Annotated in this window: 19 protein-coding genes and 1 pseudogene; 6 read left to right on the top strand and 14 right to left on the bottom strand. The window is 70.1% G+C overall.

The genetic code is table 11. The features are described 5' to 3' along the window. Positions 1–9 precede the first annotated feature (9 nt). On the bottom strand, positions 10–432 hold the full coding sequence (locus FHP08_RS13820) for an ATP synthase subunit I (RefSeq protein WP_147705054.1): 423 nt from the start codon (positions 430–432) through the stop codon (positions 10–12). Between the two features lie 333 nt (positions 433–765). Between FHP08_RS13820 and FHP08_RS13815 the strand changes: the two genes are divergently transcribed. Beyond that, positions 766–1,749 (top strand): S1C family serine protease, encoded by a 984-nt coding sequence (locus tag FHP08_RS13815; protein WP_147705053.1) that lies wholly within the window; start codon positions 766–768, stop codon positions 1,747–1,749. A gap of 5 nt (positions 1,750–1,754) precedes the next feature. Here the strand turns inward: FHP08_RS13815 and FHP08_RS13810 are convergent, their stop codons facing one another. The 4 genes and pseudogenes from FHP08_RS13810 to mnmG form a co-directional block, all read right to left on the bottom strand. Next, complete coding sequence (locus tag FHP08_RS13810; protein WP_147705052.1) at positions 1,755–2,639, bottom strand: ParB/RepB/Spo0J family partition protein; 885 nt, start codon at positions 2,637–2,639, stop codon at positions 1,755–1,757. A gap of 107 nt (positions 2,640–2,746) precedes the next feature. Then, positions 2,747–3,514, bottom strand: a pseudogene (locus FHP08_RS13805) (ParA family protein); the annotation flags it as partial. A 51-nt stretch (positions 3,515–3,565) separates the two neighbouring features. Then, positions 3,566–4,423 carry a 16S rRNA (guanine(527)-N(7))-methyltransferase RsmG gene (locus FHP08_RS13800; RefSeq protein WP_147705050.1) on the bottom strand — a complete coding sequence of 286 codons (858 nt, stop codon included), beginning with the start codon at positions 4,421–4,423 and terminating at the stop codon, positions 3,566–3,568. Between the two features lies 1 nt (position 4,424). Next, on the bottom strand, positions 4,425–6,320 hold the full coding sequence (mnmG, locus tag FHP08_RS13795) for a tRNA uridine-5-carboxymethylaminomethyl(34) synthesis enzyme MnmG (RefSeq protein ID WP_147705049.1): 1,896 nt from the start codon (positions 6,318–6,320) through the stop codon (positions 4,425–4,427). 585 nt (positions 6,321–6,905) lie between these two features. On the opposite strand from mnmG, the gene FHP08_RS13790 reads away from it, so the two are divergent. Beyond that, complete coding sequence (locus FHP08_RS13790) at positions 6,906–7,109, top strand: YgaP family membrane protein (RefSeq protein WP_147705048.1); 204 nt, start codon at positions 6,906–6,908, stop codon at positions 7,107–7,109. A gap of 395 nt (positions 7,110–7,504) precedes the next feature. On the opposite strand, the gene FHP08_RS13785 is transcribed toward FHP08_RS13790, so the two are convergent. The 5 genes from FHP08_RS13785 to FHP08_RS13765 all read right to left on the bottom strand — a co-directional run bounded on the left by FHP08_RS13785 (position 7,505) and on the right by FHP08_RS13765 (position 14,786). Further along, positions 7,505–8,617, bottom strand: a complete 1,113-nt coding sequence (locus FHP08_RS13785) for an NAD(P)/FAD-dependent oxidoreductase (protein WP_147705047.1) — start codon at positions 8,615–8,617, stop codon at positions 7,505–7,507. Positions 8,618–8,729: 112 nt separating this feature from the next. Then, on the bottom strand, positions 8,730–10,367 hold the full coding sequence (locus FHP08_RS13780) for a GMC family oxidoreductase (RefSeq protein WP_147705046.1): 1,638 nt from the start codon (positions 10,365–10,367) through the stop codon (positions 8,730–8,732). 55 nt (positions 10,368–10,422) lie between these two features. Then, positions 10,423–11,577 (bottom strand): zinc-dependent alcohol dehydrogenase family protein, encoded by a 1,155-nt coding sequence (locus FHP08_RS13775; protein WP_147705045.1) that lies wholly within the window; start codon positions 11,575–11,577, stop codon positions 10,423–10,425. Between the two features lie 208 nt (positions 11,578–11,785). Then, positions 11,786–13,252: an NAD-dependent succinate-semialdehyde dehydrogenase gene (locus FHP08_RS13770; protein WP_187272301.1), complete on the bottom strand. Its 1,467-nt coding sequence runs from the start codon at positions 13,250–13,252 to the stop codon at positions 11,786–11,788. A gap of 7 nt (positions 13,253–13,259) precedes the next feature. Continuing rightward, positions 13,260–14,786, bottom strand: coding sequence for a CoA-acylating methylmalonate-semialdehyde dehydrogenase (locus tag FHP08_RS13765; protein ID WP_147705044.1), 1,527 nt, complete (start codon positions 14,784–14,786; stop codon positions 13,260–13,262). Positions 14,787–14,916: 130 nt separating this feature from the next. Here FHP08_RS13765 and FHP08_RS13760 point away from each other — a divergent pair, with 130 nt between their 5' ends. From FHP08_RS13760 to FHP08_RS13745, 4 genes are all read left to right on the top strand, one after another. Beyond that, complete coding sequence (locus FHP08_RS13760; protein WP_187272300.1) at positions 14,917–15,807, top strand: IclR family transcriptional regulator; 891 nt, start codon at positions 14,917–14,919, stop codon at positions 15,805–15,807. 61 nt (positions 15,808–15,868) lie between these two features. Next, complete coding sequence (locus FHP08_RS13755; RefSeq protein ID WP_147705042.1) at positions 15,869–17,134, top strand: Zn-dependent hydrolase; 1,266 nt, start codon at positions 15,869–15,871, stop codon at positions 17,132–17,134. Positions 17,135–17,163: 29 nt separating this feature from the next. Next, positions 17,164–18,267 (top strand): 4-hydroxythreonine-4-phosphate dehydrogenase PdxA, encoded by a 1,104-nt coding sequence (gene pdxA, locus FHP08_RS13750; RefSeq protein WP_147705041.1) that lies wholly within the window; start codon positions 17,164–17,166, stop codon positions 18,265–18,267. Positions 18,268–18,271: 4 nt separating this feature from the next. Then, positions 18,272–18,940 (top strand): energy-coupling factor ABC transporter permease, encoded by a 669-nt coding sequence (locus FHP08_RS13745; RefSeq protein WP_147705040.1) that lies wholly within the window; start codon positions 18,272–18,274, stop codon positions 18,938–18,940. A 39-nt stretch (positions 18,941–18,979) separates the two neighbouring features. On the opposite strand, the gene FHP08_RS13740 is transcribed toward FHP08_RS13745, so the two are convergent. The 4 genes from FHP08_RS13740 to FHP08_RS13725 all read right to left on the bottom strand — a co-directional run bounded on the left by FHP08_RS13740 (position 18,980) and on the right by FHP08_RS13725 (position 23,635). Then, entirely contained in the window at positions 18,980–20,365 is a 1,386-nt protein-coding gene (locus FHP08_RS13740; RefSeq protein WP_147705039.1) for an aspartate aminotransferase family protein, read from the bottom strand. 11 nt (positions 20,366–20,376) lie between these two features. Next, the gene (locus FHP08_RS13735) at positions 20,377–21,789 is read right to left on the bottom strand and encodes a gamma-aminobutyraldehyde dehydrogenase (RefSeq protein ID WP_222707904.1); all 1,413 of its coding nucleotides are present in this window, start codon (positions 21,787–21,789) and stop codon (positions 20,377–20,379) included. A 90-nt stretch (positions 21,790–21,879) separates the two neighbouring features. After that, positions 21,880–22,692, bottom strand: coding sequence for an ABC transporter permease (locus tag FHP08_RS13730; RefSeq protein ID WP_147705037.1), 813 nt, complete (start codon positions 22,690–22,692; stop codon positions 21,880–21,882). Further along, entirely contained in the window at positions 22,682–23,635 is a 954-nt protein-coding gene (locus FHP08_RS13725) for an ABC transporter permease (protein ID WP_147705036.1), read from the bottom strand. The genes FHP08_RS13730 and FHP08_RS13725 overlap by 11 nt, the downstream gene beginning before the upstream one ends. Positions 23,636–23,638: the final 3 nt, after the last annotated feature.

Here is a 23,638-nt window from a genome sequence, read left to right as displayed (position 1 = left end):
GGATCTCTGTTATTGGCGGTTGAGGCCTGGTTGCGTCGGATTCGATTCCTGCCCTTTGCCGGAGCCATCGGCCGCGCCTTCGGCGGGCTTCCCGCGAACCACCAGGGGCAGCAGGAACGGCGCCTTCAGCGCCGCGATCAGCCCGGCGAGCAGCGGCGGCCATTGCAGCTGCGGCAGGGAGGTCGCGGCCCAGACGAGCAGCGCGACGGTCAGGCCGATCTTGACGATCTCGCCCAGGAAGAAGACCACCGGATAAGACTCCGACGATCGCCCCCGGTTCGTGGCCAGACGCAACGCGAACAGCGCGTTCGGGACGATGGCCGCTGCGCCGCCGAACACCAGGGACAGGGCGACTTCCATCCCCCAGACCCCGCCGGCGACAAGGGCCAGCACGGCAACGACGACGACTTGCAGACCGACCGCGGTGAACATCTTGCTAGGCTTGCAGCGGTTTGCAGCGGACAAAGACTGTCGATTCTAGCCTGCCGGCGGAAAACGGGTCAAGCCGGAATACCGCGCCGCAACAACACCCGCGCGTGAAAGAATGCTTCGAGGATCGCGACAACCGATCGAACCCGGGATTTCGAGATGCTGCCTGTGCCTTCTGCCTGCCGCAACGGCGCCCCGCTCGCGTCGGTTCGTTCTCGCGCGCTTTCCGCCGCGCTGGCGCTCGCCCTGTGGGTGGGCGGGGCGCTCGGCGGGCCCGGGATCACCGCCGGGGAGCTTGGGCCGGAGCCTTCGCTACCCCCCGATCTGCAGCGTCCCATGGAGCCGGAGCAGGCGCCCCGGGCAGCGCCATCGGCGCCGGCCGACCCCGTGCCCCAGGCGGCGCCGGCCGTCGACCTGCGCCAGTTCGTCGGCAGCGTGGTCCAGATCCGGACCACCGCGGTGCGCGACGGGGAGACTGTCGCTTCCCTCGGCCTGCGGCGCAGCGGCTCCGGCGTGATCATCGGCCCGTCCACCGTGCTGACGATCGGCTACCTGCTGCTGGAGGCCGACGAGGTGGAGGTGGTCACCGCATCGGGCCGCAGGATCCCGGCGAGCGTGGCGGCCCAGGATCCGGCAAGCGGCTTCGGCATCGTGCGCACCGCCTTGCCGCTCGACGGCGCGCCGCTCGAGCTCGGCGACTCGGACGCGGTGGCCGAGGGCGCGCAGGTGCTCACGCTCGGCCATGGCGAGCCGATCGCCACCGAGCTGGTCGTGCTGTCGCGCAAGCCCTTCTCGGGAACCTGGGAGTACCTGCTCGAGAGGCCGCTGTTCACCTTTCCGCCGGTGAACAACTGGAGCGGGGCGGCGCTGATCGCCCCGGACGGCAGGCTGGTCGGGATCGGGTCGCTGATCGTCAACGACGCGGCGCCGCCGGGACGCAATGCGGTGCCCGGCAATCTCTTCGTGCCGGTGGGGCTGATCAAGCCGGTGCTCGACACCCTGCTCGCCGAAGGCAAGCGCCCGGGCCCGGCCCGGCCCTGGCTCGGCGTGTCGACCGAGTCGGTGCGCGGCAACCTGATGGTGGCGCGGGTCACGCCGGGCGGGCCGGCCGAACAGGCCGGGCTCGCGCCCGGCGATGTGATCGTGGGCGTCGGCGAGGAGGCGGTCGGCGGCCAGGCGGACTTCTACCGCAAGCTCTGGAAGGCCGGACCGGCGGGCGCCGAGATCCCCCTGCGAGTGCTCAAGGGTGGCGCGATCCGGGAACTGAAGGTGCGTTCGGTCGACAGGGGGGACTTCCTGCGCAAGCCGCACGGGGTCTGAGTCGGTCAGTCCTCGGCCGCCACGCCCAGGCGTTCCAGCAGGCCCTGGAACTGCTCCAGGCTGCCGAAGCCGATCGTGAGGCTGCCGCGCCCGCGCGCGTTGGCCTTGATCGTGACCGGCGCGGCCAGCGTGTCGGCCAGCCGCTCCTGCAGTCGCGCGAGGTCGCGGCCGCCTTCGGGCGTCGCGCGGCGGCCGGGCCTGGCCTCGTCGCCTTCCAGCGCGCGCTGCACCAGGCGTTCGGCTTCGCGAACCGAGAGCCTGCGCTCCACCAGCTCGTGCGCCACCATGATCTGCCGGGCGCGGTCCAGCGCGAGCAGCGCGCGCGCGTGGCCCATGTCCAGGTCGCCGGCCAGGAGCATCGTCTGCACCGGTTCGGCCAGGTTCAGCAGGCGCAGCAGGTTGGACGTGGCGCTGCGCGAACGGCCGATCGCGTCGGCGGCCTTCTCGTGCGAGAAGCCGAACTCGTCGATGAGGCGGCGAATGGCCTGCGCCTCTTCGAGCGGATTCAGGTCCTCGCGCTGGATGTTCTCGATCAGGGCCAGCTGCAGCGCCTGCTCGTCGGGCACTTCGCGCACGATCACCGGCACGTCGGAAAGGCCCGCCAGGCCTGCCGCCCGGAAGCGGCGCTCGCCGGCGATGATCTCCCAGCGGTCGGCGCCCGCCGGGCGCACGACGATCGGCTGCATCAGCCCGTGCTCGCGGATCGAGGCCGCGAGCTCCTGCAGCGCGGTTTCGTCCATCCGCGTGCGCGGCTGGTAGCGCCCGGCCTGCAGCTGGTCCAGGCGCAGCGCGTTGATCGCCTCGCCTTGCGCAGCGGGGCGCTCGGGCGAGGTGTCGGCGCCGAGCAGCGCCTCGAGGCCGCGGCCGAGGCCCTTCTGTTTCTTGATCATCGGGTGGCTCCGGGTTCGTTGGATTCGCGATCGTCGGGTCGCGCCGGGTCGGCCCCGTTGCGCGGCGGCGTCGCGGCGTCGCGCCGCAGGCCGTCGGAGACCGGCTCGAGCTTGCTCATCCGCTCGATCAGCTCGGCGCCGAACGCCATGTAGGCCTTCGCCCCCTTGGACTGCGGATCGAAGACCACGCCCGGCAGCCCGTAGCTGGGTGCCTCGGCCAGGCGCACGTTGCGGGGGATGATCGTGCCGAAGACCTTGTCGCCGAAGTGCTGCTCGAGCTGGGCCGAAACCTGCTGGGACAGCGTGACGCGGGGATCGAACATGACCCGCAGCAGGCCGATGATCTTCAGCTCGGTATTGAAGTTCGCGTGGATCTTCTTGATCGTGTTGACCAGGTCCGACAGGCCCTCCAGCGCGAAGTACTCGCACTGCATCGGGATGATCACGCCGTGCGCCGCGCAGAAGCCGTTCAGGGTGAGCAGGGACAGCGAAGGCGGGCAGTCGATCAGGACGAAGTCGTACTGGTCGTCGACCGCGGCCAGCGCGTCCTTCAGGCGGGTTTCGCGCTCGTCGAAATCGACCAGCTCGACCTCGGCGCCCGCGAGTTCCCGGTTGGCCGGCAGCACCGCGTAGTCCGAGCCTGGCGCCTGGCGGGTGGCCTCGACCACATCGGACAGGCCGATCAGCACCTGGTAGACGGTGCGCTTCAGGCTGCGCTTGTCGATGCCGCTGCCCATCGTGGCATTGCCCTGCGGATCCAGGTCGACCAGCAGGGTCCGCTGGCCGAGGCGCGCGAGGGCCGCGGCAAGATTCACCGAAGTGGTGGTCTTGCCGACGCCACCCTTCTGGTTGGCGATGACGAATATCCTGGCCATGGACGGGGGCTCGCGTGCGTGTCGTGTCGGTGGCGTCGGCGAAGGCCGGCGTCAGTGGTCGGCGGGCCTGTCGCGGCCCGCGTGCGCCCGGGCTTCCGGATGCGTGTCGCTGCGTGCGCGCGTGCCGGGGTCAGCGCGGCGCTCGAGCAGCAGCAAGTGCCGCTCCGCGTCGAGCAGCGGCACCTGAAGCGGCAGGATTTCCGCGACCGACCAACCGCCGCCCAAGGCCGCGATCTCGTCGCGGGGAACCCCCCCCTTCATCGCGGCCACGATTGTAGACGGCCCCACCAGGGCGTCGATGCCGGAGACGAAGTCGGGCAGCGAGGCGAAGGCCCGGCACAGGATCAGGTCGGGCGCCAGGTCGGGTCCGGGCTCGAGTGCCTCGATACGACTGGCGTGAACTTCCACGTGTGCAAGTGCTAACTCCACGACACACTGGCGAAGAAAGGCGGCCTTCTTTCCGACCGGCTCGACCAGGTGGATGCGGGTGCGCGGCCAGACGATCGCCAGCACGATGCCGGGCAGGCCGCCGCCGCTGCCGACGTCGACCACGCAGCGGTACGGAGCGACGGGGCCCGGTGCTTCGCCCGATGCGCTGTCACGCGCTGCGCCGGTGCCCTCTCCGCCGTGGCCCGGGGCGGCTCCGCGGGTGGCCAGCGGTGCCACGATGGCCAGGCTGTCGAGCAGATGCTGGATCAGCATGGCGCGCGGCTCGCGCACCGCCGTCAGGTTGTAGACCGCATTCCACTTGGAGAGCAGCGCCAGGTAGTCGAGCAGCTTGCCGGTGGCGGCATCGGGCAAGTCGAGGTGCAGCCGGGCCAGACCGGCGGCGAGCTCGCGTTCGAGTGCGCCCCGATCGAGGGAGGTCGACGGCGCACGGCGAACGCGAGCGGAGCGAGACGAGGACAAGTCAGGCAACCTTTTCGCCGGCGGCGGTCTGGCGGCGCTTCTTCAGGTGCACCAGCAGCAGCGAGATGGCGGCCGGCGTGATGCCGGAAATGCGCGCCGCCTGCCCGACGGTTTCGGGCCGATGCTGGGACAGCTTCTGGCGCACCTCGACCGACAGGCCGCGGACGGCCGAATAGTCGAAATCGGGCGGCAAGGGCAACTGCTCGTTGTGCGCGTGTCGGGCGATCTCGGCTTGCTGGCGCTGGATATAGCCCGCGTACTTGAGCTGGATCTCGACTTGTTCGGCCACCTGAGGATCTTCGGCACCGGGCCCGCCCAATGCCACGATCGCTCCGTAGGAGACGTCCGGGCGACGAAGCAGGTCGGCCAGCGAATGCTCGCGCTCGATCGGCTGGCCGATCGTCTCGATCGCCCGCTCAGGCGGCAGGCTTCGTGGATTGACCCAGGTCGCGCGCAGGCGCTGAAGCTCGGCGTCGATCGCCTCGCGCTTGCGCGCGAAGGCCTCCCAGCGGCGGTCGTCGACACAACCCAGGTTGCGTCCGATCGGCGTGAGCCGCAGGTCGGCGTTGTCCTCGCGAAGGCTGAGCCGGTACTCGGCGCGGCTGGTGAACATCCGGTACGGCTCGGAAACGCCGCGGGTGACCAGGTCGTCGACCAGAACCCCCAGGTAGGCCTCGTCCCGGCTGGGAAACCAGGTCTCCCTGCCCTGCACTTTCAAGCTCGCGTTGATGCCCGCCAGGAGGCCCTGCGCCGCGGCCTCCTCGTAGCCGGTGGTGCCGTTGATCTGGCCCGCGAAGAACAGCCCCTCGATCGCGCGAGTCTCGAGCGAGCGCCTCAGCCCCCGGGGATCGAAGTAGTCGTACTCGATCGCATAGCCGGGCCGAAGGATGTGGGCCTTCTCGAGCCCTGGAATCGAGTGGACCAGATCGAGCTGGACATCGAAAGGCAGGCTCGTGGAGATGCCGTTCGGATAGAACTCGTTCGTCGTCAGGCCCTCGGGCTCGAGGAAGATCTGGTGCGAGGACTTCGACGCGAACCGGTGGATCTTGTCCTCGATGGACGGGCAGTAGCGCGGCCCGACCCCCTCGATGACGCCGGTGTACATGGGGCTGCGATCCAGGCCACCCCGGATGATCCCGTGGGTGATCTCGGTGGTATGCGTGATCCAGCACGGCAGCTGCCTGGGGTGGCTGGCCGGATCACCCAGGAAGGAAAAGACCGGCACCGGATCCAGGTCGCCCGGCTGCGCCTCGCACTGTGCGAAATCGATCGTGCGACCGTCGATGCGCGGCGGGGTGCCGGTCTTCAGGCGGCCTTGCGGAAGCTTCAGGGCCTTGAGACGCTCCGCCAGGGAGATCGAAGGCGGATCGCCCGCACGACCGGCGGAGTGGTGAGCCAGGCCCACGTGGATCAAGCCGTTCAGGAAGGTGCCGGTGGTCAGCACGACAGCCCTCGCCCGGAAGCGGAGGCCGAGCTGGGTCACCGCGCCGACGACACGATCGCCCTCCACCATCAGGTCGTCGACCGCCTGCTGGAAAAGCCAGAGATTGGCCTGATTCTCCAGACGGCGGCGAATCGCCTGACGATACAGCACCCGGTCGGCCTGCGCGCGCGTGGCGCGAACCGCCGGACCCTTGCTGGAATTCAGGATCCGGAACTGGATGCCTGCCTCGTCGGTGGCCTCGGCCATCGCGCCACCCAGAGCATCGATTTCTTTCACGAGATGTCCCTTGCCGATTCCGCCGATCGACGGATTGCAGGACATCTGTCCGAGCGTCTCAATGCTGTGCGTGAGCAGAAGCGTGCGGGTTCCCATCCGTGCCGAGGCAAGCGCCGCCTCGGTGCCGGCGTGGCCGCCACCCACGACGATGACGTCGAACTGTTCTGGGAAATCCATCGGGAACCTCTAGCCCTCGGGCATGCGCAGCAATGATGCCGGGAGGCGAGATTATAGGAGCTGGCGGGCATTGGCCCAAGTAGAACGAATGGCCGATATCCGTTCCGGCCGGACGGCTTGCCCTCCATGGCGATAGAGGAACCGGCCCATTGCCTGTCCTCGGATTGAGCGAGAGTGTTTCACGTGAAACAAGCACCGATCCTCGTCGGGGTCACCGAACTTCGCCCAGAGAGCACGGCGCGGAGTCGTGGCCGAGCTCGGCGCTCGGCCAAGATTTACCGACGGAGCGCCGCACCTGAGGGGCGACCGACGCGGCCAAAGCCACGAGAGTCCGCGCGGCGACCGGGTTCTGGGCAGTCCCTCGCCCGATCCCATGCCCCTGTTCCACGTGAAACAATCTCGAGCGCCGAAAGAGAATGGCGCGAGGTCGCGTATCTTCAGCGCCCCTTCAGCGCCCCGCAAGCACAGGTCCCCCGCCAGGGCGACCCGTGCTTTACCGAGAATCTGGCCGAAGTCAATGAAGTTTGCCGGGACGCGTGCTAGTTTGAACCTGTCGGGCCGAACCCGATTGCCTGGAGGCTTCAAATGAAGACGAACGTAGGCGGCATCGATCGCATCCTTCGGATTGCGGTGGGCGTGATCCTGATCGCGCTGACGCTGATGGGCACTATTGGTGCCTGGGGATGGCTCGGACTCATCCTGCTAGCAACGGGAATCTTCCGGACCTGCCCGCTCTATAGCCTGCTCGGGATGAACACCTGCCCGATGGACAAGGGCGGTGCCCGCTGAAGGGTGCCCGCTGAAGGGCGAGCGCTGAAGCGAGCGCCCCCGAGGATACTCGGACCCGCGCAGGGCCTGCGCGCAAGCGCGCCCCGACCAACGACGCTCGGGCCTCGCGAGCAAACCACACGGGCGAGGCAGCGCTGACGCCCGGGGGCCGGCTCCTTCCCCCGCGCCGTGCTACCCGGCGTGGTCGCCACGGGCGTGCCGCCCGTCCCTGATTCGCGGCCGCACCGACCCCGCTCGCGGCCTCCGAGCACCTTGGCCCGGAGACACGCCGCCCCACGCCCCATGCCGCCTGCCAAGCGCGCCGGAATCGAGACGGCGCCCGCAGGCTTCCCGAGCTGCGAGCCCGGATCCGCCCGGGATGCCCGGCGTCTCGGTGCCGCCCCACGCCCGCCTGCTCAGCGCGCGGCGTCCAGCGCCCGCCTCACCCGCTCGCCGATCGCCAGCGATGCCGTCAGGCCCGGTGACTCGATCCCGAAGAGGTTGACCAGGCCGCCGACTCGGTGAGTCTCGGGGCCATCGATGCGGAAGTCGGCAGCGGCCTGCCCTGCGGGAATCAGCTTCGGCCGAATGCCGGCGTAAGAGGCGTGCAAGGTGCCGTCCGGCAGGCCGGGCCAATAGGTCCGGATCTCTTCATAGAAGCCGGCGCATCTCGATGGATCCACGTCGTAGTCGATGGCCTCGATCCATTCGACATCGGGACCGAAGCGGCCCTGGCCGCCCAGGTCTATCGTCAGGTGGACGCCGAGGCCGGCCTCGTTGGGGATCGGGTAGATCAGGCGACTGAACGGGCACCGGGCCGCCAGGGCGAAGTAGTTGCCCTTGGCGTAGTACAGGGGCGGAACGTGGTCCGCACCCAGCCCCTCGAGCGCCGCCGCCACCGCATTGGCCCCAAGGCCCGCGGCATTGACCAGCTCGCGGCAAGCGAGCTGCATCGTGTCACCCTCCGACTCGACTTCGAGCTCGAAGCCCTCCGGCGTCACCCTGCCCCGCCGCACCCGACTGCAACGCGCGAGCATCGCGCCATGGTCTTCGGCTTCGCCCTGCAGGGCCAGCATCAAGCCATGGCTGTCGATGATCCCGGTGCTCGGCGACAACAGCGCGTGCGCGCAACTCAAGGCCGGCTCCATGGTCATCGCCTCGGCCCCGCTCAGCCAGCGCAGGTTCTCGACGCCCGCCGCACGCGCCCGCTTGTCGATCCGTTCGAGGCCCTCACGCTGGGCGTCGCTGGCCGCCACGATCAACTTGCCGCAGTTGCGATAGGCAACGCCCCGTTCGTCACAATAGGCGTAGAGGCGCTCTCGCCCCTCGACGCAAAGCTCGGCCTTCAGCGATCCAGGCTCATAGTAGATGCCCGCATGGATCACTTCGCTGTTGCGCGAACTGGTCTCGGTCCCGATCGCATCCGCTGCTTCGAGGATCACCACCTCCCTGCCCGTCAGCGCCAGCGCTCGGGCGATCGCCAGACCAACCACGCCAGCGCCCACGACTACCGTTTGAACCGTATCCATTGCGTCGTTCGTTGTAGGGCACCACCGCGTCGCGATGCCCGTCAGGATTGTTTCACGTGAAACCGCCGCCTCTGAAAACAGGGACCTGGGCCGCTTCCGCTCAGCCCCCGGCTCAGCCCCTTCTGTCTTCGAGCATCATCGCGGCAGCCTTCTCCGCGATCATCAGCGTGGGTGCGTTGGTGTTTCCCGAGGTGATCGTCGGCATGACCGAGGCATCGGCGATCCGCAGCCCCGGAACCTTGTGACAACGCAGACGATGGTCGACCACGGCCATTGGGTCCGAGGCGGGGCCCATCTTGCAGGTCCCCACGGGATGAAAGATCGTGGTGCCGACCTTGCCCGCCGCCTGCGCTAGCTCCTCATCCGTCTGGTAGTCGGGGCCTGGCAGGTACTCGGCCGGCGCATAGCGCTTCAGGGCGTCCGCAGCCACGATCCGGCGCGTGAGCCGGATCGAATCCGCCGCGACCTTCCGGTCTTCCTCGGTGGCAAGATAGTTCGGCATGATCCGCGGGGCGGCCAGAGGATCCGCGGATCCAAGCCTGACCTGCCCCCGGGACGTCGGCCGAAGATTGCAGACCGAGGCGGTGAAGGCCGGGAAGCTGTGCAGGGGCTCCCCGAACTTGTCCAGCGAAAGCGGCTGAACGTGATACTCCACGTTCGCGTTCGCCTGCGACGCATCCGATCGCGCGAAGGCCCCCAGCTGACTGGGCGACATCGTCATCGGCCCCCGACGGAACAGCAGATACTGGAGCCCCATCTGCGCCTTGCCGATCAGGCTGTTCGCCTGATGGTTCAGCGTATGCGCATTGCTGACCCGGTAGATCAGGCGCAGTTGCAGATGATCCTGCAGGTTCTCCCCCACGCCCGGCAGATCGACCACCGGCGTGACGCCTGCCACGGCGACTGCCTCGCCCGAGCCAATCCCCGACAGCTGCAGGATCTGTGCGGTGCCGATGGCGCCCGCGGCCATGACCACCTCATGCGAACAGAGGAAGGACTTACTTTCACCGGATGCGCCGCCCAAGCGACACTCCACGCCAGAAATCCGACCCGATCCATCCTCGCGCCGAAGCAGGCGCAGCACCTGGGCACCGGTCACGACCTTCAGGTTCGGCCGCCCGCTCACCGGATGCAGGAAGGCCTTCGATGCGTTCCATCGCACACCCTTGCGCTGGTTCACCTCGAAGTAGCCGCAGCCGGAGTTGTCGCCTCGGTTGAAGTCCTCGGTGGGCGGGATGCCGGTCTCGGCGGCCGCCTGCTGGAAGGCATCGAGCAACTCCCAGCTCAGCCGTTGCCGCTCGACCCGCCACTCGCCGCCGTGGCCGTGCAGCGAATCCTGCCCGCCGCCGTCCAGCCCGTGCCAGTTCTCGTGCTTCAGGAAGTACGGGAGGATGTCGTCCCAGCCCCAGCCAGGATTGCCGGCCGCGGCCCAGCCGTCGTAGTCGCCGCGCTGGCCGCGCATGTAGATCATGCCGTTGATCGACGAGCAGCCGCCGAGCACCTTGCCGCGCGGATAGCCGATGCTCCGGCCGCCCAGGCCCGGCTCGGGCTCGGTCTTGTACAGCCAGTCCGTGCGCGGGTTGCCGATGCAGTACAGGTAGCCCACCGGGATGTGGACCCAGATGTAGTCGTCGCGTCCGCCGGCCTCGAGCAGCAGCACCCGCACCGACGGGTCCGCGGACAGTCTGTTGGCCAGCAGGCAGCCGGCCGTGCCGGCGCCCACGATGATGTAGTCGAACTGTTCGCTCATTCGCCAAATCCCGTCGAGACCGCGTCAACCGGAAGACCGGCGCCGCGCGCCCTCGTCAATCCATCATGATCACCTGCCGGATCGACTCGCCGCGCGCGAGCCGATCGAGCGCGCCGTTGATGTCGTCCAGCCGGATCCGCTCCGACAGCAGCTTGTCCACCGGCAGCAGGCCCGCCTTGTACATCGCGATGAAGCGCGGAATGTCGCGCGAGGGCACGCAGGAGCCCACGTAGCTCCCCTTCACCGTGCGCTCCTCGGCGATCAGCGTGACCGCCTGCATCTCCCACTTGTGGGCGGGATTGGGCAGGCCCGCGGTCACCGTGGTGCCACCACGCGCGGTGATCCGGTAGGCCAGCTCCAGCGCCTTCACGCTGCCGGCCATCTCGAAGGCGTAGTCCACGCCGCCGCCGGTGGCGGCCTTGATCCTGTCGATCACCGCCGGGTCGCCCGCGTTGAAGCACTGGGTGGCGCCGAGCTCGCGCGCCTTGTCCAGCTTGGCGTCGAGCATGTCGACCGCGATCACTTCGACTGCGCCGACCGCCTTGGCCGCCAGCAGCGAGGAGAAACCCACGCCGCCGAGCCCCACCACCGCCACCTTGGTGCCCGCCTCGACCTTGGCGGTGTTGACGACCGCGCCCGCCCCGGTGATGACCGCGCAGCCGAACAGCGCCGCCTCGTCCCAAGGCAGCGTGGGGTCGATCTTCACCGCGGAGCGGCGCGACACCACCGCGTACTCGGCGAAGGCCGCACAGCCCAGGTGATGGTTCAAGGTGCCGCCCGGCTTGCCGTCGATGCCGGTACCCGCCACTGCGCGCAGGCGCTTGTAGCCGCCCAGCAGCGACCCGGCGGCGTTCGACTCGCCGCCCGGCACGCACAGCGCCGGTCGACCGCTCGCGCAGCTCGGGCAGGTGCCGCAATTGGGGCGAAAGATCAGCGCGACGTGGTCGCCCACCGCCAGGTCGGTGACGCCGTCGCCGAGCTCCAGCACCTCAGCCGCAGCCTCATGGCCCGGCACGATCGGCATCGGCCAGGGCCGGTCGCCGTTGATCGCCGACAGGTCCGAATGGCAGAGACCCGCCGCGCGAATCCTCACCAGGATCTCGCCCCGCCCCGGCGGCGCCACCTCGACCTCCTCGATCGACAGCGGGCGGCTGTCGGCATAAGGCATGGGCAGGCTCATCTCGCGCAGCACTGCGGCCCGGAACTTCATCGTCTACTCCCCCAAACTCGTTGTCGGAAACTTGCCTTCGATGGCCAATCGCCGTTCCTCGACTGGCCGGCCTGCATGACGGGCACGCCGCCCGGCAGCGCCAGGCGCGCTGCCGAACCCTGCCGAACCGCAGTGCGATCGAGACGTGTGAAGAGATCGCAGCGAGCGGCGCGAGATCGAGCCGCGCAGCCGATCCGTTCACGCGTCGTCAGAGACCGGCCAGGCAGAGATACTTGATCTCCATGTACTCGTCCAGACCGTACTTCGACCCTTCTCGGCCCAGCCCCGACTGCTTGACCCCGCCGAAGGGCGAGACCTCGTTCGACAGGATGCCACTGTTCACGCAGACCATCCCCGACTCGAGCGACTCGGCCACGCGGAACACGCGGCCCACGTCGCGCGAGTAGAAGTAGGAGGCCAGTCCGAACTCGGTGTCGTTGGCCATCGCGATCGCCTCGTCCTCGGTCTTGAACCGGAACAGCGGCGCCACCGGGCCGAAGGTTTCCTCGCGCGCCACGCGCATCTGCGGCGTCACGCCGGCCAGCACGGTGGGCTCGAAGAAGAGCCCGCCCAACGCATGGCGCTTGCCGCCGGTGACCACGCGCGCGCCCTTGCCCACCGCGTCGGCGATGTGCGCCTCGACCTTCTCGATGGCGGCCGGTTCGATCAGCGGCCCCACGGTCACGCCCGGCTCGGTGCCCGCGCCCACCTCGAGCTGCGCGACCTTCGCGGCGAGCTTCTCGGCGAAGGCGTCGTAGACGCCATCCTGCACGAGCAGCCGGTTCGCGCACACGCAGGTCTGGCCTGCGTTGCGGTACTTCGACGCGATCGCGCCTTCGACCGCCGCGTCGAGATCGGCATCGTCGAAGACGATGAAGGGCGCGTTGCCGCCGAGCTCGAGCGACAGCTTCTTGATCGTATCGGCCGACTGGCGCAGCAGGATGCGCCCGACCTCGGTGGAGCCGGTGAAGGACACCTTGCGAACGATGGGGCTGGTGCACAGCTCCAGGCCGATCTCCGGCGCCTTGCCGGCGTCGCCGATCACGATGTTGAATACGCCGGGCGGAAAGCCCGCCTGCTCGGCCAGCTCGACCAGCGCGAGCGCCGACAAGGGCGTGGCCTCGGCCGGCTTGGCCACCACGGTGCAGCCGGCGGCGAAGGCCGGCGCGCACTTGCGGGTGATCATCGCGATCGGGAAGTTCCACGGCGTGATCGCCGCGCACACCCCGATACCCTGCTTGAGCGCGAACAGCCGACGGTCGGCCTGGGTGGTGGGGATCACGTCGCCGTACGCGCGCTTGCCCTCTTCCGCGAACCACTCGATGAACGAGGCGCCGTAGGCGACCTCGCCGCGCGACTCCGCCAGCGGCTTGCCCTGCTCGGAGGTCATCAGCAGCGCCAGGTCCTCGGTGTGCGCGATGATCAGGTCGAACCAGCGGCGCATGATCGTGGCCCGCTCCTTGGCGGTCTTCGCACGCCAGGCGGGCAGCGCCCGGCTGGCCGCGTCGATCGCGCGGCGGGTCTCGGTCGCGCCCATGTCCGCGACCTCGACCAGCGTGGCGCCGGTGGCCGGGTTGGTCACCGCGAAGCGGCGGCCCGCGTCGGCGTCGACCCACTTGCCGTCGATGTAGCCCTTCGCCTTGAGCAGCGACATGTCCTTCAGTTGCAGCGTCATGTCTTCCTCACTTCATCGTCGGCATCACGAACTCCGCCCCGGCGCGGATGCCGGCCGGCCAGCGCTGCGTGACGGCCTTGTAGCGCGTGTAGAAGCGCACGCCCTCGGGCCCGTGCATGTGGTGGTCGCCGAACAGCGAGGCCTTCCAGCCGCCGAAGGAATGGAAGGCCATCGGCACCGGGATCGGCACGTTGATGCCCACCATGCCGATCTGCACGCGGGTGGCGAACTCGCGGGCCGCGTCACCGTCGCGGGTGAAGATCGCGCAACCGTTGCCGAACTCGTGGTCGTTGATCAGCTTCAGCGCTTCCTCGAAGCCCGTCGCGCGCACGATGCCCAGCACCGGCCCGAAGATCTCCTCGTTGTAGATCTTCATGCCGGGCTTCACGCCGTCGAACAGGCAGCCGCCAAGGAAGAAGCCCTTCTCGGCGCCCGCCACCTTCAGGTCGCGGCCGTCCACCACCAGCTTCGCGCCCTCGGCCACGCCTGCGTCGACGTAGCCGCGCACCTTGGCCAGGTGCGCGCCGGTGACGAGCGGGCCCATCTCGGCCGTCTTGTCCATGCCCGGGGCCACCTTGATCCTGGGCACGCGCTCGGCGAGCCGCTCGATCAGCCGGTCGGCCACGTCGCCGACCGCGACCGCGATCGACACCGCCATGCAGCGCTCGCCGGCCGAGCCGTAGGCCGCGCCGATCAGCGCGTCCACCGCCTGGTCGAGGTCGGCATCGGGCATGACCACCATGTGGTTCTTCGCGCCGCCCAGCGCCTGCACCCGCTTGCCGTGACGGCTGGCGGTCTCGTGGATGTACTTCGCGATCGGCGTGGAGCCCACGAAGCTGACCGCCGCCACCTGCGGATGGGTGAGCAGCGCGTCGACCGCTTCCTTGTCGCCGTTGACCACGTTGAACACGCCGTCGGGCAGGCCCGCTTCCTTCAGCAGCCGGGCCATCAGCAGCGAGGCGGAGGGGTCGCGCTCCGAGGGCTTCAGGATGAAGGTGTTGCCGGTCGCCAGGGCGATCGGGAACATCCACATCGGCACCATCACCGGGAAGTTGAACGGGGTGATGCCGGCGCACACGCCCAGCGGCTGGCGGATCGAGTACATGTCGACGCCGGTGCCCACCTGCTCGCTGTACTCGCCCTTGAGCAGTTGCGGGATGCCGCAGGCGAACTCGACGACCTCCAGGCCGCGGGTGATCTCGCCCAGCGCGTCGCTGTAGACCTTGCCGTGCTCGGCCACGATGCACCTGGCCAGCTCGTCGACGTTGCGTTCGACCAGCTCCTTGAACTTGAACATCACCCGCGCGCGGCGCAGCGGCGGCGTGGCGGCCCAGCCGGGGAAGGCAGCGGCGGCCGAACGCACCGCGGCGTCGACCTGGGCGGCCGGGGCCAGCGCCACTTCGCGGCCGACCTCGCCGGTGGCCGGGTTGTAGACCGGCGCGCGGCGCGAGCCTGTCTCGGGGCCGACGGCCTGGCCGTCGATCCAGTGCCCCAGGGTGGCGGCACTGGTCAGGTTGGTGTCGGAGCTGCCCATGTCTGGATCCTCGAATGCGGTTGGAGTTGACAAGCCTCGCCTGGAGTCGCTATCGTTCGACAGACTGTTCAGTATATTGAACGCGCGTTCAGCGTCAAGAACAGCGCGAAGTTTAATCCGGTCCCGCACGATGTCAACCGAAATCCCGGATACGAAGGCCCCCGGCTCGGGCGCCGATGCCCCCGACACCCCCCTGGTGCCGGCGGTCGAGCGCGCCACCCGCGTGCTCGACCACCTCGCGGCGGCCGCGCGCCCGCAGCCGCTCGCCGAACTGGCGAAGTCGCTGGCCCTGCCCAAGAGCAGCCTGCACGGCCTGCTGCTTACGCTGACCGCGCTCGGCCTGGCCATGCGCGACGACCGCGGCGAGTACGCGCTCGGCCCCAAGGCCCTGCACTGGGCGCAGGCCTTCGAGCGCCAGTCCAGCGTGATCGCGGCCTTCAACGAGGCCTCGCAGGCCTTCGCCGCGCTGCGCGAGGAAACCATCATGCTGGCCGTGCTCGACGGCGAGGACGTCCTCTACCTGGCCTGCCGCCCGGGCAGCCGCGCGCTGGGCGTGAACTTCCGCGTCGGCGGCCGCTTTCCGGCCTGCTTCACTTCGTCGGGCAAGGCCATGCTGGCCACCCTGCCCGCCGAACGGGTCGACGGCCTGGTCGCGCGGGCCTTGCCCGGCCGGCTGACCCGCCACAGCGTTGCCGACCGCACCGCGCTCGAGCGGCAGCTCCTCGCCGCACGCGCCAGCGGCTACGCGGTCGACGACGAAGAGACCGCCGAAGGCATGCACTGCTTCGGCGCCCCGGTGTTCGCGGCCGGCCGCAGCGAGGCCGTGGCGGCGGTGGCGGTCAGCCTGATCAAGGCTTCGACCACCCCCGAGCGCGAGGCCGAGGTGGTGGCCGCGATCACCGCGCTGGCCGCCGACGTGTCGCGGCGGCTCGGCGCCGCCCCGCAAGGCGACGCGCCCGGCCCCAAGCCCGCGTCCGGAGCCCGAGCACTTTCCCGCCGCCCCGTTTCGGCGGCATCATGACGATCCGACCGGCGCCCCGCTGCGAGCGTCCGACCCCCGCATTCCACCGACAGGCATCGACATGGACCTCGGCACCCCCTCCGCGACCACCCCGGCCTCCCTCGCGATCGACGGCGACCGCCTCTGGAACAGCCTGATGGAACTGGCCAGGATCGGCGCAACGCCCAAGGGCGGCGTCGCCCGGCTCGCCCTCACCGATCTGGACCGGCGGGGCCGCGACCTGGTCTGCGGCTGGCTGCGCGAGGCCGGCTGCACGCTGCGCGTGGACGGCATCGGCAACGTCTACGCGATCCGCCCCGACCGCCACGGCCGCATCGACGCGCCGGCGGTGGCGGTGGGCAGCCACATCGACACCCAGCCCAACGGCGGCAAGTTCGACGGCAACTACGGCGTGCTGGCCGGCCTCGAGGTGCTGCGCACGCTGAACGACCACGGCGTTCAGACCGATCGCCCCTTCGTGGTCGCGATCTGGACCAACGAGGAAGGCAGCCGCTTCACCCCGGTGATGATGGGCTCGGGCGTCTACGCCGGAGCCTTCACGCTCGAGCACTGCCTCGCCCAGCGCGACCGCGACGGCGTCAGCGCCGGCGAGGCCCTGGCGGCGATCGGCTATGCAGGCAGGGACGACCCGCCCGCGCTCGCCGCCTATCTGGAGCCCCACATCGAGCAAGGCCCCGTGCTCGAGCGCGAGGGCATCACCATCGGCGCGGTGGAAACCGCGCTGGGCCAGCGCTGGTTCGACGTCACCGTCACCGGCCAGGACGCCCACGCCGGCCCCACTCCGATCGAAATGCGCCGCGACGCGCTGCTCGCCGCCTCGAAGCTGGTCATCGAGGTCCGCCGGATCGCCGCGCAGTACCCCGACTACGCCCGCGGGACCGTCGGCCAGATGCAGGTGATCCCCAACTCGCGCAACGTGATCCCCGGCAAGGTGGTGTTCAGCGTGGACTTCCGCAACGCCAGCGAGACCACGCTGACGGCGATGGCCGAGGACCTGCGCGCGACCGCGTCACGGGTGGCGGCCGAGGACAAGGTCGAGGTCCAGGTCGAACAGGTGGTGCACTTCCCGCCCTGCGCCTTCGACCCGGCCCTGGTCGCCGCGGTCGAGCGCGGCGCGAAGTCCGCCGGGTACAGCGTGCGCCGCATCGCCAGCGGCGCCGGCCACGACGCGGTCTACGTCGCGCGCAAGTGCCCCACCGCGATGATCTTCGTGCCCTGCGAAGGCGGCATCAGCCACAACGAGATCGAGAACGCCGCGCCGGCCGACCTGGCCGCCGGCTGCCAGGTCCTGCTGCGCGCGGTGCTCGAACAGGTCGGCGCCGCCTGAACGCGGCCGCCTTCCCGGTCGGGGGCGCCATGGCGGACTCCATCGCCAGCCCGATCGCAGGCCCGATCGCCGTCACCCTCGGCGACCCGAACGGCATCGGCCCCGAGATCGTCCTGAAGGCCTGCGCGGCCCCGGCGCTCGCGCCGGCGCTGCGCGAGCGCCTGCTGGTGGTCGGCGACCCGGCGCTGCTGGCGCGCGAGGCGGCCCGCCTGAGCCTGCCGATGCCGCCCCGGATCGAGCCGCTGGCCTGCACCACAGAAGGCGCGGCGACGGCCGTCGAGAGCGCCGCCGCGACGGCCGGAACGGCCGCCCGCACTGCCCCGCTCGCCGAATTCCTGCCCGGCCGCATCGACGCCCGCGCCGGCCACGCCGCCTGGCGCTTCGTCGTGCACGCCGCGCGGATGGCGCTGGCCGGCCAGGCCGCGGCCGTGGTGACCGCGCCGCTGTCCAAGGAAGCGATGCACGCCGCCGGCCACGACTACCCCGGGCACACCGAGCTGCTGGCCGAGCTGGCCGACGGAGCCGACGTCCGGATGATGCTGGCCAACGACGAGCTGCGCACGGTGCTGGTGTCGATTCACCTCTCGCTTCGCGAAGCCATCGAGCGCGTCACACGCCAAAATGTTCTTTCCACGATAGCAATCACTCACACCGCACTTCTGCGAGCCGGTATCGCCCGGCCCCGGATCGCGGTCGCCGGCCTGAACCCGCATGCCGGCGAGTCCGGCGCCTTCGGCCGCGAGGAGCTCGAGGCCATCGCCCCTGCGGTGGCCGACGCCCGCGCGCGAGGCATCGACGCGAGCGGCCCCTTCGCACCCGACACCGTCTTCATGCGGGCGCGCGGCTTCCGCAAATTCGACGCGGTGGTCGCCATGTATCACGACCAGGGGCTCATCCCGGTCAAGTACCTGGGCCTCGAAGAGGGCGTGAACATCACGATCGGTCTGCCCTTCGTGCGCACCAGCCCGGACCACGGCACCGCCTTCGACATCGCCGGGCGGCCCGGTCCGGACGGCCGGGGCCTCGCCGATCCCCGCAGCATGCTCGCCGCGATCAGGCGGGCCGCCGAGCTGGCCGGGATCTCCCCCTGCGCCGGCGCCCCGCACCCGGCCGGCGCCGCCGCGCGGCCCTGAGACCATGCCCTTCACCGACTGGCCCGCCCCGGCACTGGTGCTGAGCGCGCTGCTGTCGGCGCTCTTCCTCGCCGACGCGATCCGGCGCGCGCAGTGGCAGGCGCCGCTGCGCGACCACCTGGTCTGGGCCGGCGCCACCGCGCTGCTGTGGGGTGCCCGGCAGATGACGCTCAACATGCCCGGCGACCTCACCCTGCAGTACCTGGGCGCAGCCTGGCTGACCGTGATGCTCGGCTATCCGCGCGCGATCGTGGCGCTCGCGATCGTCTTCGCCGCCGAGGCGATGGCGCAAGACGGCCTGGCCCGGCTGCCGAGCCAGGCGCCGCGCCTGCTGCTGCTCGGCATCCTGCCGGCCTGGCTGATCTGGCAGCTCGCCCGCCTGTGCCGGCAGAAGCTGCCGCCGAACCCGTTCATCTTCCTGCTCGGGGTGGGCTTCCTCGGCCTGTTCGGGTCCTATGCGCTGTCGCTGCTGCTGGCCGCCGGCCTGAACGCCCTGATCGGCGGACCGGCGGCGCCCGCCTATGCGCAGCTCGTGCTGCCCTACGCCCTGCTGCTGGCCACCGGGGAGTCGTGGCTGGAAGGCATGATGACCACCCTGCTCGTGGTCTTCGCGCCGGGCGCGGTCCGTCTCTTCGACGAGCGCTACTACCTGTCGCCCCCGCCGCGAGGGTGACCGCACCGGCCCCTTCCGGCGCCGGCCCGCGCGGAACGCTCAAGCGAGACCCTTGGCCTTCACCCATTGCCAGGTTTCGTCGAGCGCGCCCGCCGCGTGCGCGAGCAGCTCGCGCAGCTCGTGCTCCTCGATCACCAGCGGCGGCGAGAACGCGATGATGTCGCCGGGCAGCACGCGCAGGATCGCGCCGCGGCGCTGCGCGTTCCTCACGAACTGCGCGCCCACCGCGGCCTTCGGGTCGAAACCGGCCTTGGTCGCCTTGTCGCGCACCAGCTCCCAGGCGCCGATCAGGCCCACGCCCCTCGCCTCGCCCACCATCGGGTGGTCGGCCATCGCGCGCAGGCCCTCCTGCAGCACCGGCGCCACGCGGCGAACGTGCGCGAGCAGGTCCCGCTCCTCGTAGATCGCCAGCGTCTCGAGCGCCACCGCCGCGGGCACCGGATGGCCCGAGTAGGTGAAGCCGTGGCCGAACACGCCGAGCTTGCGCGACTGGTCCTCCAGCACCGAGTAGATCCGCTGCGAGACCATCATCGCGGACATCGGCTGGTAGCCGCTGGTCATCATCTTCGCGCAGGTGATCACGTCGGGCCGGATGCCGAAGGTCTGCGAGCCGAACATGTTGCCGGTGCGGCCGAAGCCGCAGATCACCTCGTCGGCGATCATCAGCACGTCGTATTTGCCGAGCACCTGCTGCACCCGCTCGAAGTAGGTGGCCGGCGGCACGAGCACGCCGCCCGCGCCCATCACCGGCTCGGCGAAGAAGGCCGCGACCGTGTCCGGGCCCTCGGCGAGGATCAGCCGCTCGAGCTCGTCGGCCAGGCGCTGCGCGTACGCCTCCTCGCTCTCGCCGGGCCGTGCGCCGCGCCAGTGGTGCGGCGTCTCGGCGTGCAGGAAGCGCGGCGCGGGCAGGTCCCAGTCGCTGTGCGCGAAGGCCAGCCCGGTGAGGCTCGCCGACGCCACGGTGACCCCGTGGTAGGCCTTGCGGCGCGAGATCAGCTTCTTCTTGTCCGGCCGGCCCAGCGCGTTGTTGTAGTACCAGGCGAGCTTCACCGCGGAGTCGTTCGCCTCGGAGCCCGAGTTCGCGAAGAACACGCGCCCCATGCCCTCGGGTGCCACGCCGACCAGCTTCTCGGCGAGCTCGGTGGAGATCGCCGGCACCTTGCCCGAGAACGAGTGGTAGAAGGGCAGCGCGAGCATCTGCCGGTACGCGGCCTCGGCCAGCCGCTTCTCGGAGAAACCCAGACCCGCGCACCACAGGCCGGCCATGCCCTCGATGTAGCGGTTGCCCGCCTCGTCGTACACGTACACGCCCTCGCCGCGCGAAATCACGAGCGGCCCCTCGGCCTGCACCAGCGCCAGATTGGTCGACGGGTGCAGGTGGAATGCGAGGTCGCGGCGGGCGGCCGCGCTGTCTGCCTGGTCCATGGCGCGCCTCCTCAGAGCCTGGTCATCACGTGACGCACCGCAGTGTAGTCCTCCAGCGCGTACATCGACATGTCCTTGCCGTAGCCCGAGCTCTTGAGGCCGCCGTGCGGCATCTCGTTGGCGAGCATGAAGTGCGTGTTGATCCAGGTGCAGCCGTACTGCAGCTTCTTCGCCACCCGCATCGCCTTGCGGATGTCGGCGGTCCACACCGACGACGCCAGCCCGTAGTCGGAATCGTTCGCCCAGGCGATCGCCTGCTCGGTGTCGGCGAAGCGCGTCACCGAGACCACCGGGCCGAACACCTCGCGGCGCACGATCTCGTCTTCCTGGCGCGCGCCCGCGATCACCGTCGGCTCGTAGAAGAAGCCGCCGCCCGCGCGCACCTTGCCGCCGGTGGTCACTTCCATGTGCCCGGCCATGCCTGCACGCTCCACGAAGCTGGCCACGCGGCTGCGCTGCCGGTCGGTGATCAGCGGCCCGACCTCCACGCCCTCCTCGTGCTGCGGGCCCACCTTGATCGAGGCCACCGCCGAGCTGAGCTCCGCGACGAAGCGATCGTAGATCTTCGCACCCGCGTACACGCGGCAGGCCGCCGTGCAGTCCTGCCCGGCGTTGTAGTAGCCGAAGACCTTGATGCCCTCCACCACCTCGGCGATGTCCGCGTCGTCGAAGACCAGCACCGGCGCCTTCCCGCCCAGCTCCAGGTGCGTGCGCTTGAGCGTGCGCGCGGCGGCCTGCAGGATCTTCTGGCCGGTGGCCACGTCGCCGGTGAGCGAGACCATCCGCACCAGCGGGTGGTCGACCAACGGCTGGCCCACCGTGTCCCCACGGCCGCACACCACGTTGACCACGCCCCGGGGAAAGATCCCGGCCATCAGCTGCGCCAGCCGCAGCGTGGTGAGCGGCGTCTGCTCGGAAGGCTTGATCACCACGGTGTTGCCGGCGGCCAGCGCGGGCGCGAGCTTCCAGGCGGCCATCATCAGCGGGTAGTTCCACGGCGCGATCGACGCGACCACGCCGATCGGATCGCGGCGGATCATGCTCGTGTGCCCGGCCAGGTACTCGTTCGTCGCCGAGCCGTGCATGCAGCGCGCGGCGCCCGCGAAGAAGCGGTAGCAGTCGACGATCGCGGGGATCTCGTCGGCGAGCGCGCGCGCGTAGGGCTTGCCGGTGTTCATCGACTCGATGCGCGCGAACTCCTCGGCCCGGTCCTCGATCGCCGAGGCGAGCCTGAGCAGCATCGCGCTGCGCTCGGCGGGCGTGGTCTCCGACCAGCTGTCGAATGCGCGGTGCGCGGCAGCCACCGCCCGGCTTACCTGGTCGATCGAGGCCTCGGCCACCTGCGCGATCGGCTGGCCGGTCGCCGGGTTCAGGATCGCCTCGACCCGGCCCTCGCCGGCCACGAACTGTCCGTCGATCAGCAGCTCGGTGGGCAACGCCAGCGCCGGGTTGGGTTTCATGTCCATCGCGTTCTCCTGTGAGTGCGGGTGGTTCTCGGTGTCGGTGGGGCGCGGCTACTTGCCGCTGCCGGACGCGTGCTCGCCCTCGCGGGTCAGGAAGTAGGCGGCCAGGATCGGGAAGAAGGTGACGGCGATGATGATCACCGCGACCACGTTGGTGACCGGCCGCTGGCGCGGGCGCACCAGCTCGTTGAGCATCCAGATCGGCAGCGTCGTCTGCTGCCCGGCGGTGAAGGTGGTGACGATCACCTCGTCGAACGAGAGCGCGAACGCGAGCATCCCGCCCGCGAGCAGCGCGGTGCCGAGCTGCGGCAGGATCACGTGGCGAAGCGTCTGCAGGCCGTCGGCGCCGAGGTCCATCGAGGCCTCGATCAGCGAGGGGCTGGTGCGCCTCAGCCGCGCGACCGCGTTGTTGTAGACCACCACCACGCAGAAGGTGGCGTGGCCGATCACGATCGTCCAGAACGAGAAGGGAATGTCGAGCGCGTTGAAGCCCGAGCGCAGCGCGATGCCGGTGATGATGCCGGGCAATGCGATCGGCAGGATGATCAGCAGCGAGATCGCCTCGCGCCCGAAGAAGCGCGCGCGCGCGAGCGCCCCGGCCACCAGCGAGCCGAGCACCATCGCGATCGCGGTGGCCCAGGCGGCCACCTTGAGCGACAGCCAGATCGCGTCCCACACGTCCTGGCGCCCGAACGCCACCGCGAACCACTCGGTGGTGAGCCCCGGCGGGGGGAACTGGTAGGACTTGTCCTCCGACGAGAACGCGTACAGCAGGATCAGCGCCAGCGGCACGTGCAGGAACAGGAAGCCGCCCAGGGCGGCGAGCTTCAGCGGCCAGCCGGCGCGGGGGCGGTCAGAGCGCATCGAAGGCCCCCTTGCGCTTGGCCAGCCAGAGGTAAACGGCGATCACCGCGATCGGCACCAGCGAGAACGCGGCCGCGAAGGGCACGTTGCCCGCGACGCCCTGCTGCATGTAGACCACCTGCCCGATGAAGAGCCGCGAGTCGCCGATCACGCCCGGCACGATGTAGTCGCCGAGCGTGAGCGAGAAGGTGAAGATCGAGCCCGCGATCACCCCTGGCAGCGCCATCGGCAGGATCACGTGGCGGAAGGTGGCCCCGCCGTGCGCCCCGAGGTCGCCCGAGGCCTCGATCACGGTGTGCGGGATGCGCTCCACCGCCGCCTGGATCGGCAGGATCATGAAGGGCAGCCACAGGTACACGAACACCAGGAAGGTGCCCAGCGGCGAGAACGACAGCGAGGGCCCGCCCACCACCGGCAGCGCGAGCAGCCCCTCGACCAGCCAGGCCAGGTGCAGCTGGCCGAGCACCCAGTTCACCGCGCCCTCCCTGGCGAGCAGCAGCTTCCATGCGTACAGGCGCACCAGGTAGCTCGACCACAGCGGCAGCATCACCAGGATGTAGCACGCCGCCTTGGTCGCGCCGGTCGTGTAACGCGCCATGAAGTAGGCTATCGGGAAGCCGATCGCCGCGCAGGCCAACGTGACCGCGAGCGCCATCGCCACCGTGCGCAGGATCACGTCGCGGTTGGCCGGCGAGAAGATGTCGACGAAGTTCTTCAGCGTCAGCGCGTCGTAGGACACCTGGCCGGTGAATTCGTCGAGCCCGAAGAAGCTGTTGGCCAGCAGCGCCAGCAGCGAGCCCAGGTACAGCACGCCCAGCCACAGCATCGGCGGCACCAGCAGCAGCGCGAGCAGGCGGCCCCGGCGCGCGAGCAGCGCATCGGAGATGCCGCGGCGCAGGCGCGGCCAGCCGGCGGCGGGAGCGGTGACGGCGGCGGTGTTCATCGG

Origin of the sequence: Zeimonas arvi (genome assembly GCF_008039575.1) — a bacterium.
GTDB classification, from domain to species: Bacteria; Pseudomonadota; Gammaproteobacteria; order Burkholderiales; family Burkholderiaceae_E; genus Zeimonas; species Zeimonas arvi.
The sequence above is the reverse complement of the archived record's forward strand: the minus strand, read 5'-3'. Positions and strand labels throughout refer to the sequence as shown.

What these genes read in the sequence shown, in the direction of transcription:
- FHP08_RS13820 (WP_147705054.1), bottom strand. Translation starts at nt 432, where the DNA reads ATGTTCACCGCGGTCGGTCTGCAAGTCGTCGTCGTTGCCGTGCTGGCC.
- FHP08_RS13815 (WP_147705053.1), top strand. Translation starts at nt 766, where the DNA reads ATGGAGCCGGAGCAGGCGCCCCGGGCAGCGCCATCGGCGCCGGCCGAC.
- FHP08_RS13810 (WP_147705052.1), bottom strand. Translation starts at nt 2,639, where the DNA reads ATGATCAAGAAACAGAAGGGCCTCGGCCGCGGCCTCGAGGCGCTGCTC.
- mnmG (WP_147705049.1), bottom strand. Translation starts at nt 6,320, where the DNA reads ATGGATTTCCCAGAACAGTTCGACGTCATCGTCGTGGGTGGCGGCCAC.
- FHP08_RS13790 (WP_147705048.1), top strand. Translation starts at nt 6,906, where the DNA reads ATGAAGACGAACGTAGGCGGCATCGATCGCATCCTTCGGATTGCGGTG.
- FHP08_RS13785 (WP_147705047.1), bottom strand. Translation starts at nt 8,617, where the DNA reads ATGGATACGGTTCAAACGGTAGTCGTGGGCGCTGGCGTGGTTGGTCTG.
- FHP08_RS13780 (WP_147705046.1), bottom strand. Translation starts at nt 10,367, where the DNA reads ATGAGCGAACAGTTCGACTACATCATCGTGGGCGCCGGCACGGCCGGC.
- FHP08_RS13775 (WP_147705045.1), bottom strand. Translation starts at nt 11,577, where the DNA reads ATGAAGTTCCGGGCCGCAGTGCTGCGCGAGATGAGCCTGCCCATGCCT.
- FHP08_RS13770 (WP_187272301.1), bottom strand. Translation starts at nt 13,252, where the DNA reads ATGACGCTGCAACTGAAGGACATGTCGCTGCTCAAGGCGAAGGGCTAC.
- FHP08_RS13765 (WP_147705044.1), bottom strand. Translation starts at nt 14,786, where the DNA reads ATGGGCAGCTCCGACACCAACCTGACCAGTGCCGCCACCCTGGGGCAC.
- FHP08_RS13760 (WP_187272300.1), top strand. Translation starts at nt 14,917, where the DNA reads ATGTCAACCGAAATCCCGGATACGAAGGCCCCCGGCTCGGGCGCCGAT.
- FHP08_RS13755 (WP_147705042.1), top strand. Translation starts at nt 15,869, where the DNA reads ATGGACCTCGGCACCCCCTCCGCGACCACCCCGGCCTCCCTCGCGATC.
- pdxA (WP_147705041.1), top strand. Translation starts at nt 17,164, where the DNA reads ATGGCGGACTCCATCGCCAGCCCGATCGCAGGCCCGATCGCCGTCACC.
- FHP08_RS13745 (WP_147705040.1), top strand. Translation starts at nt 18,272, where the DNA reads ATGCCCTTCACCGACTGGCCCGCCCCGGCACTGGTGCTGAGCGCGCTG.
- FHP08_RS13740 (WP_147705039.1), bottom strand. Translation starts at nt 20,365, where the DNA reads ATGGACCAGGCAGACAGCGCGGCCGCCCGCCGCGACCTCGCATTCCAC.
- FHP08_RS13730 (WP_147705037.1), bottom strand. Translation starts at nt 22,692, where the DNA reads ATGCGCTCTGACCGCCCCCGCGCCGGCTGGCCGCTGAAGCTCGCCGCC.
- FHP08_RS13725 (WP_147705036.1), bottom strand. Translation starts at nt 23,635, where the DNA reads ATGAACACCGCCGCCGTCACCGCTCCCGCCGCCGGCTGGCCGCGCCTG.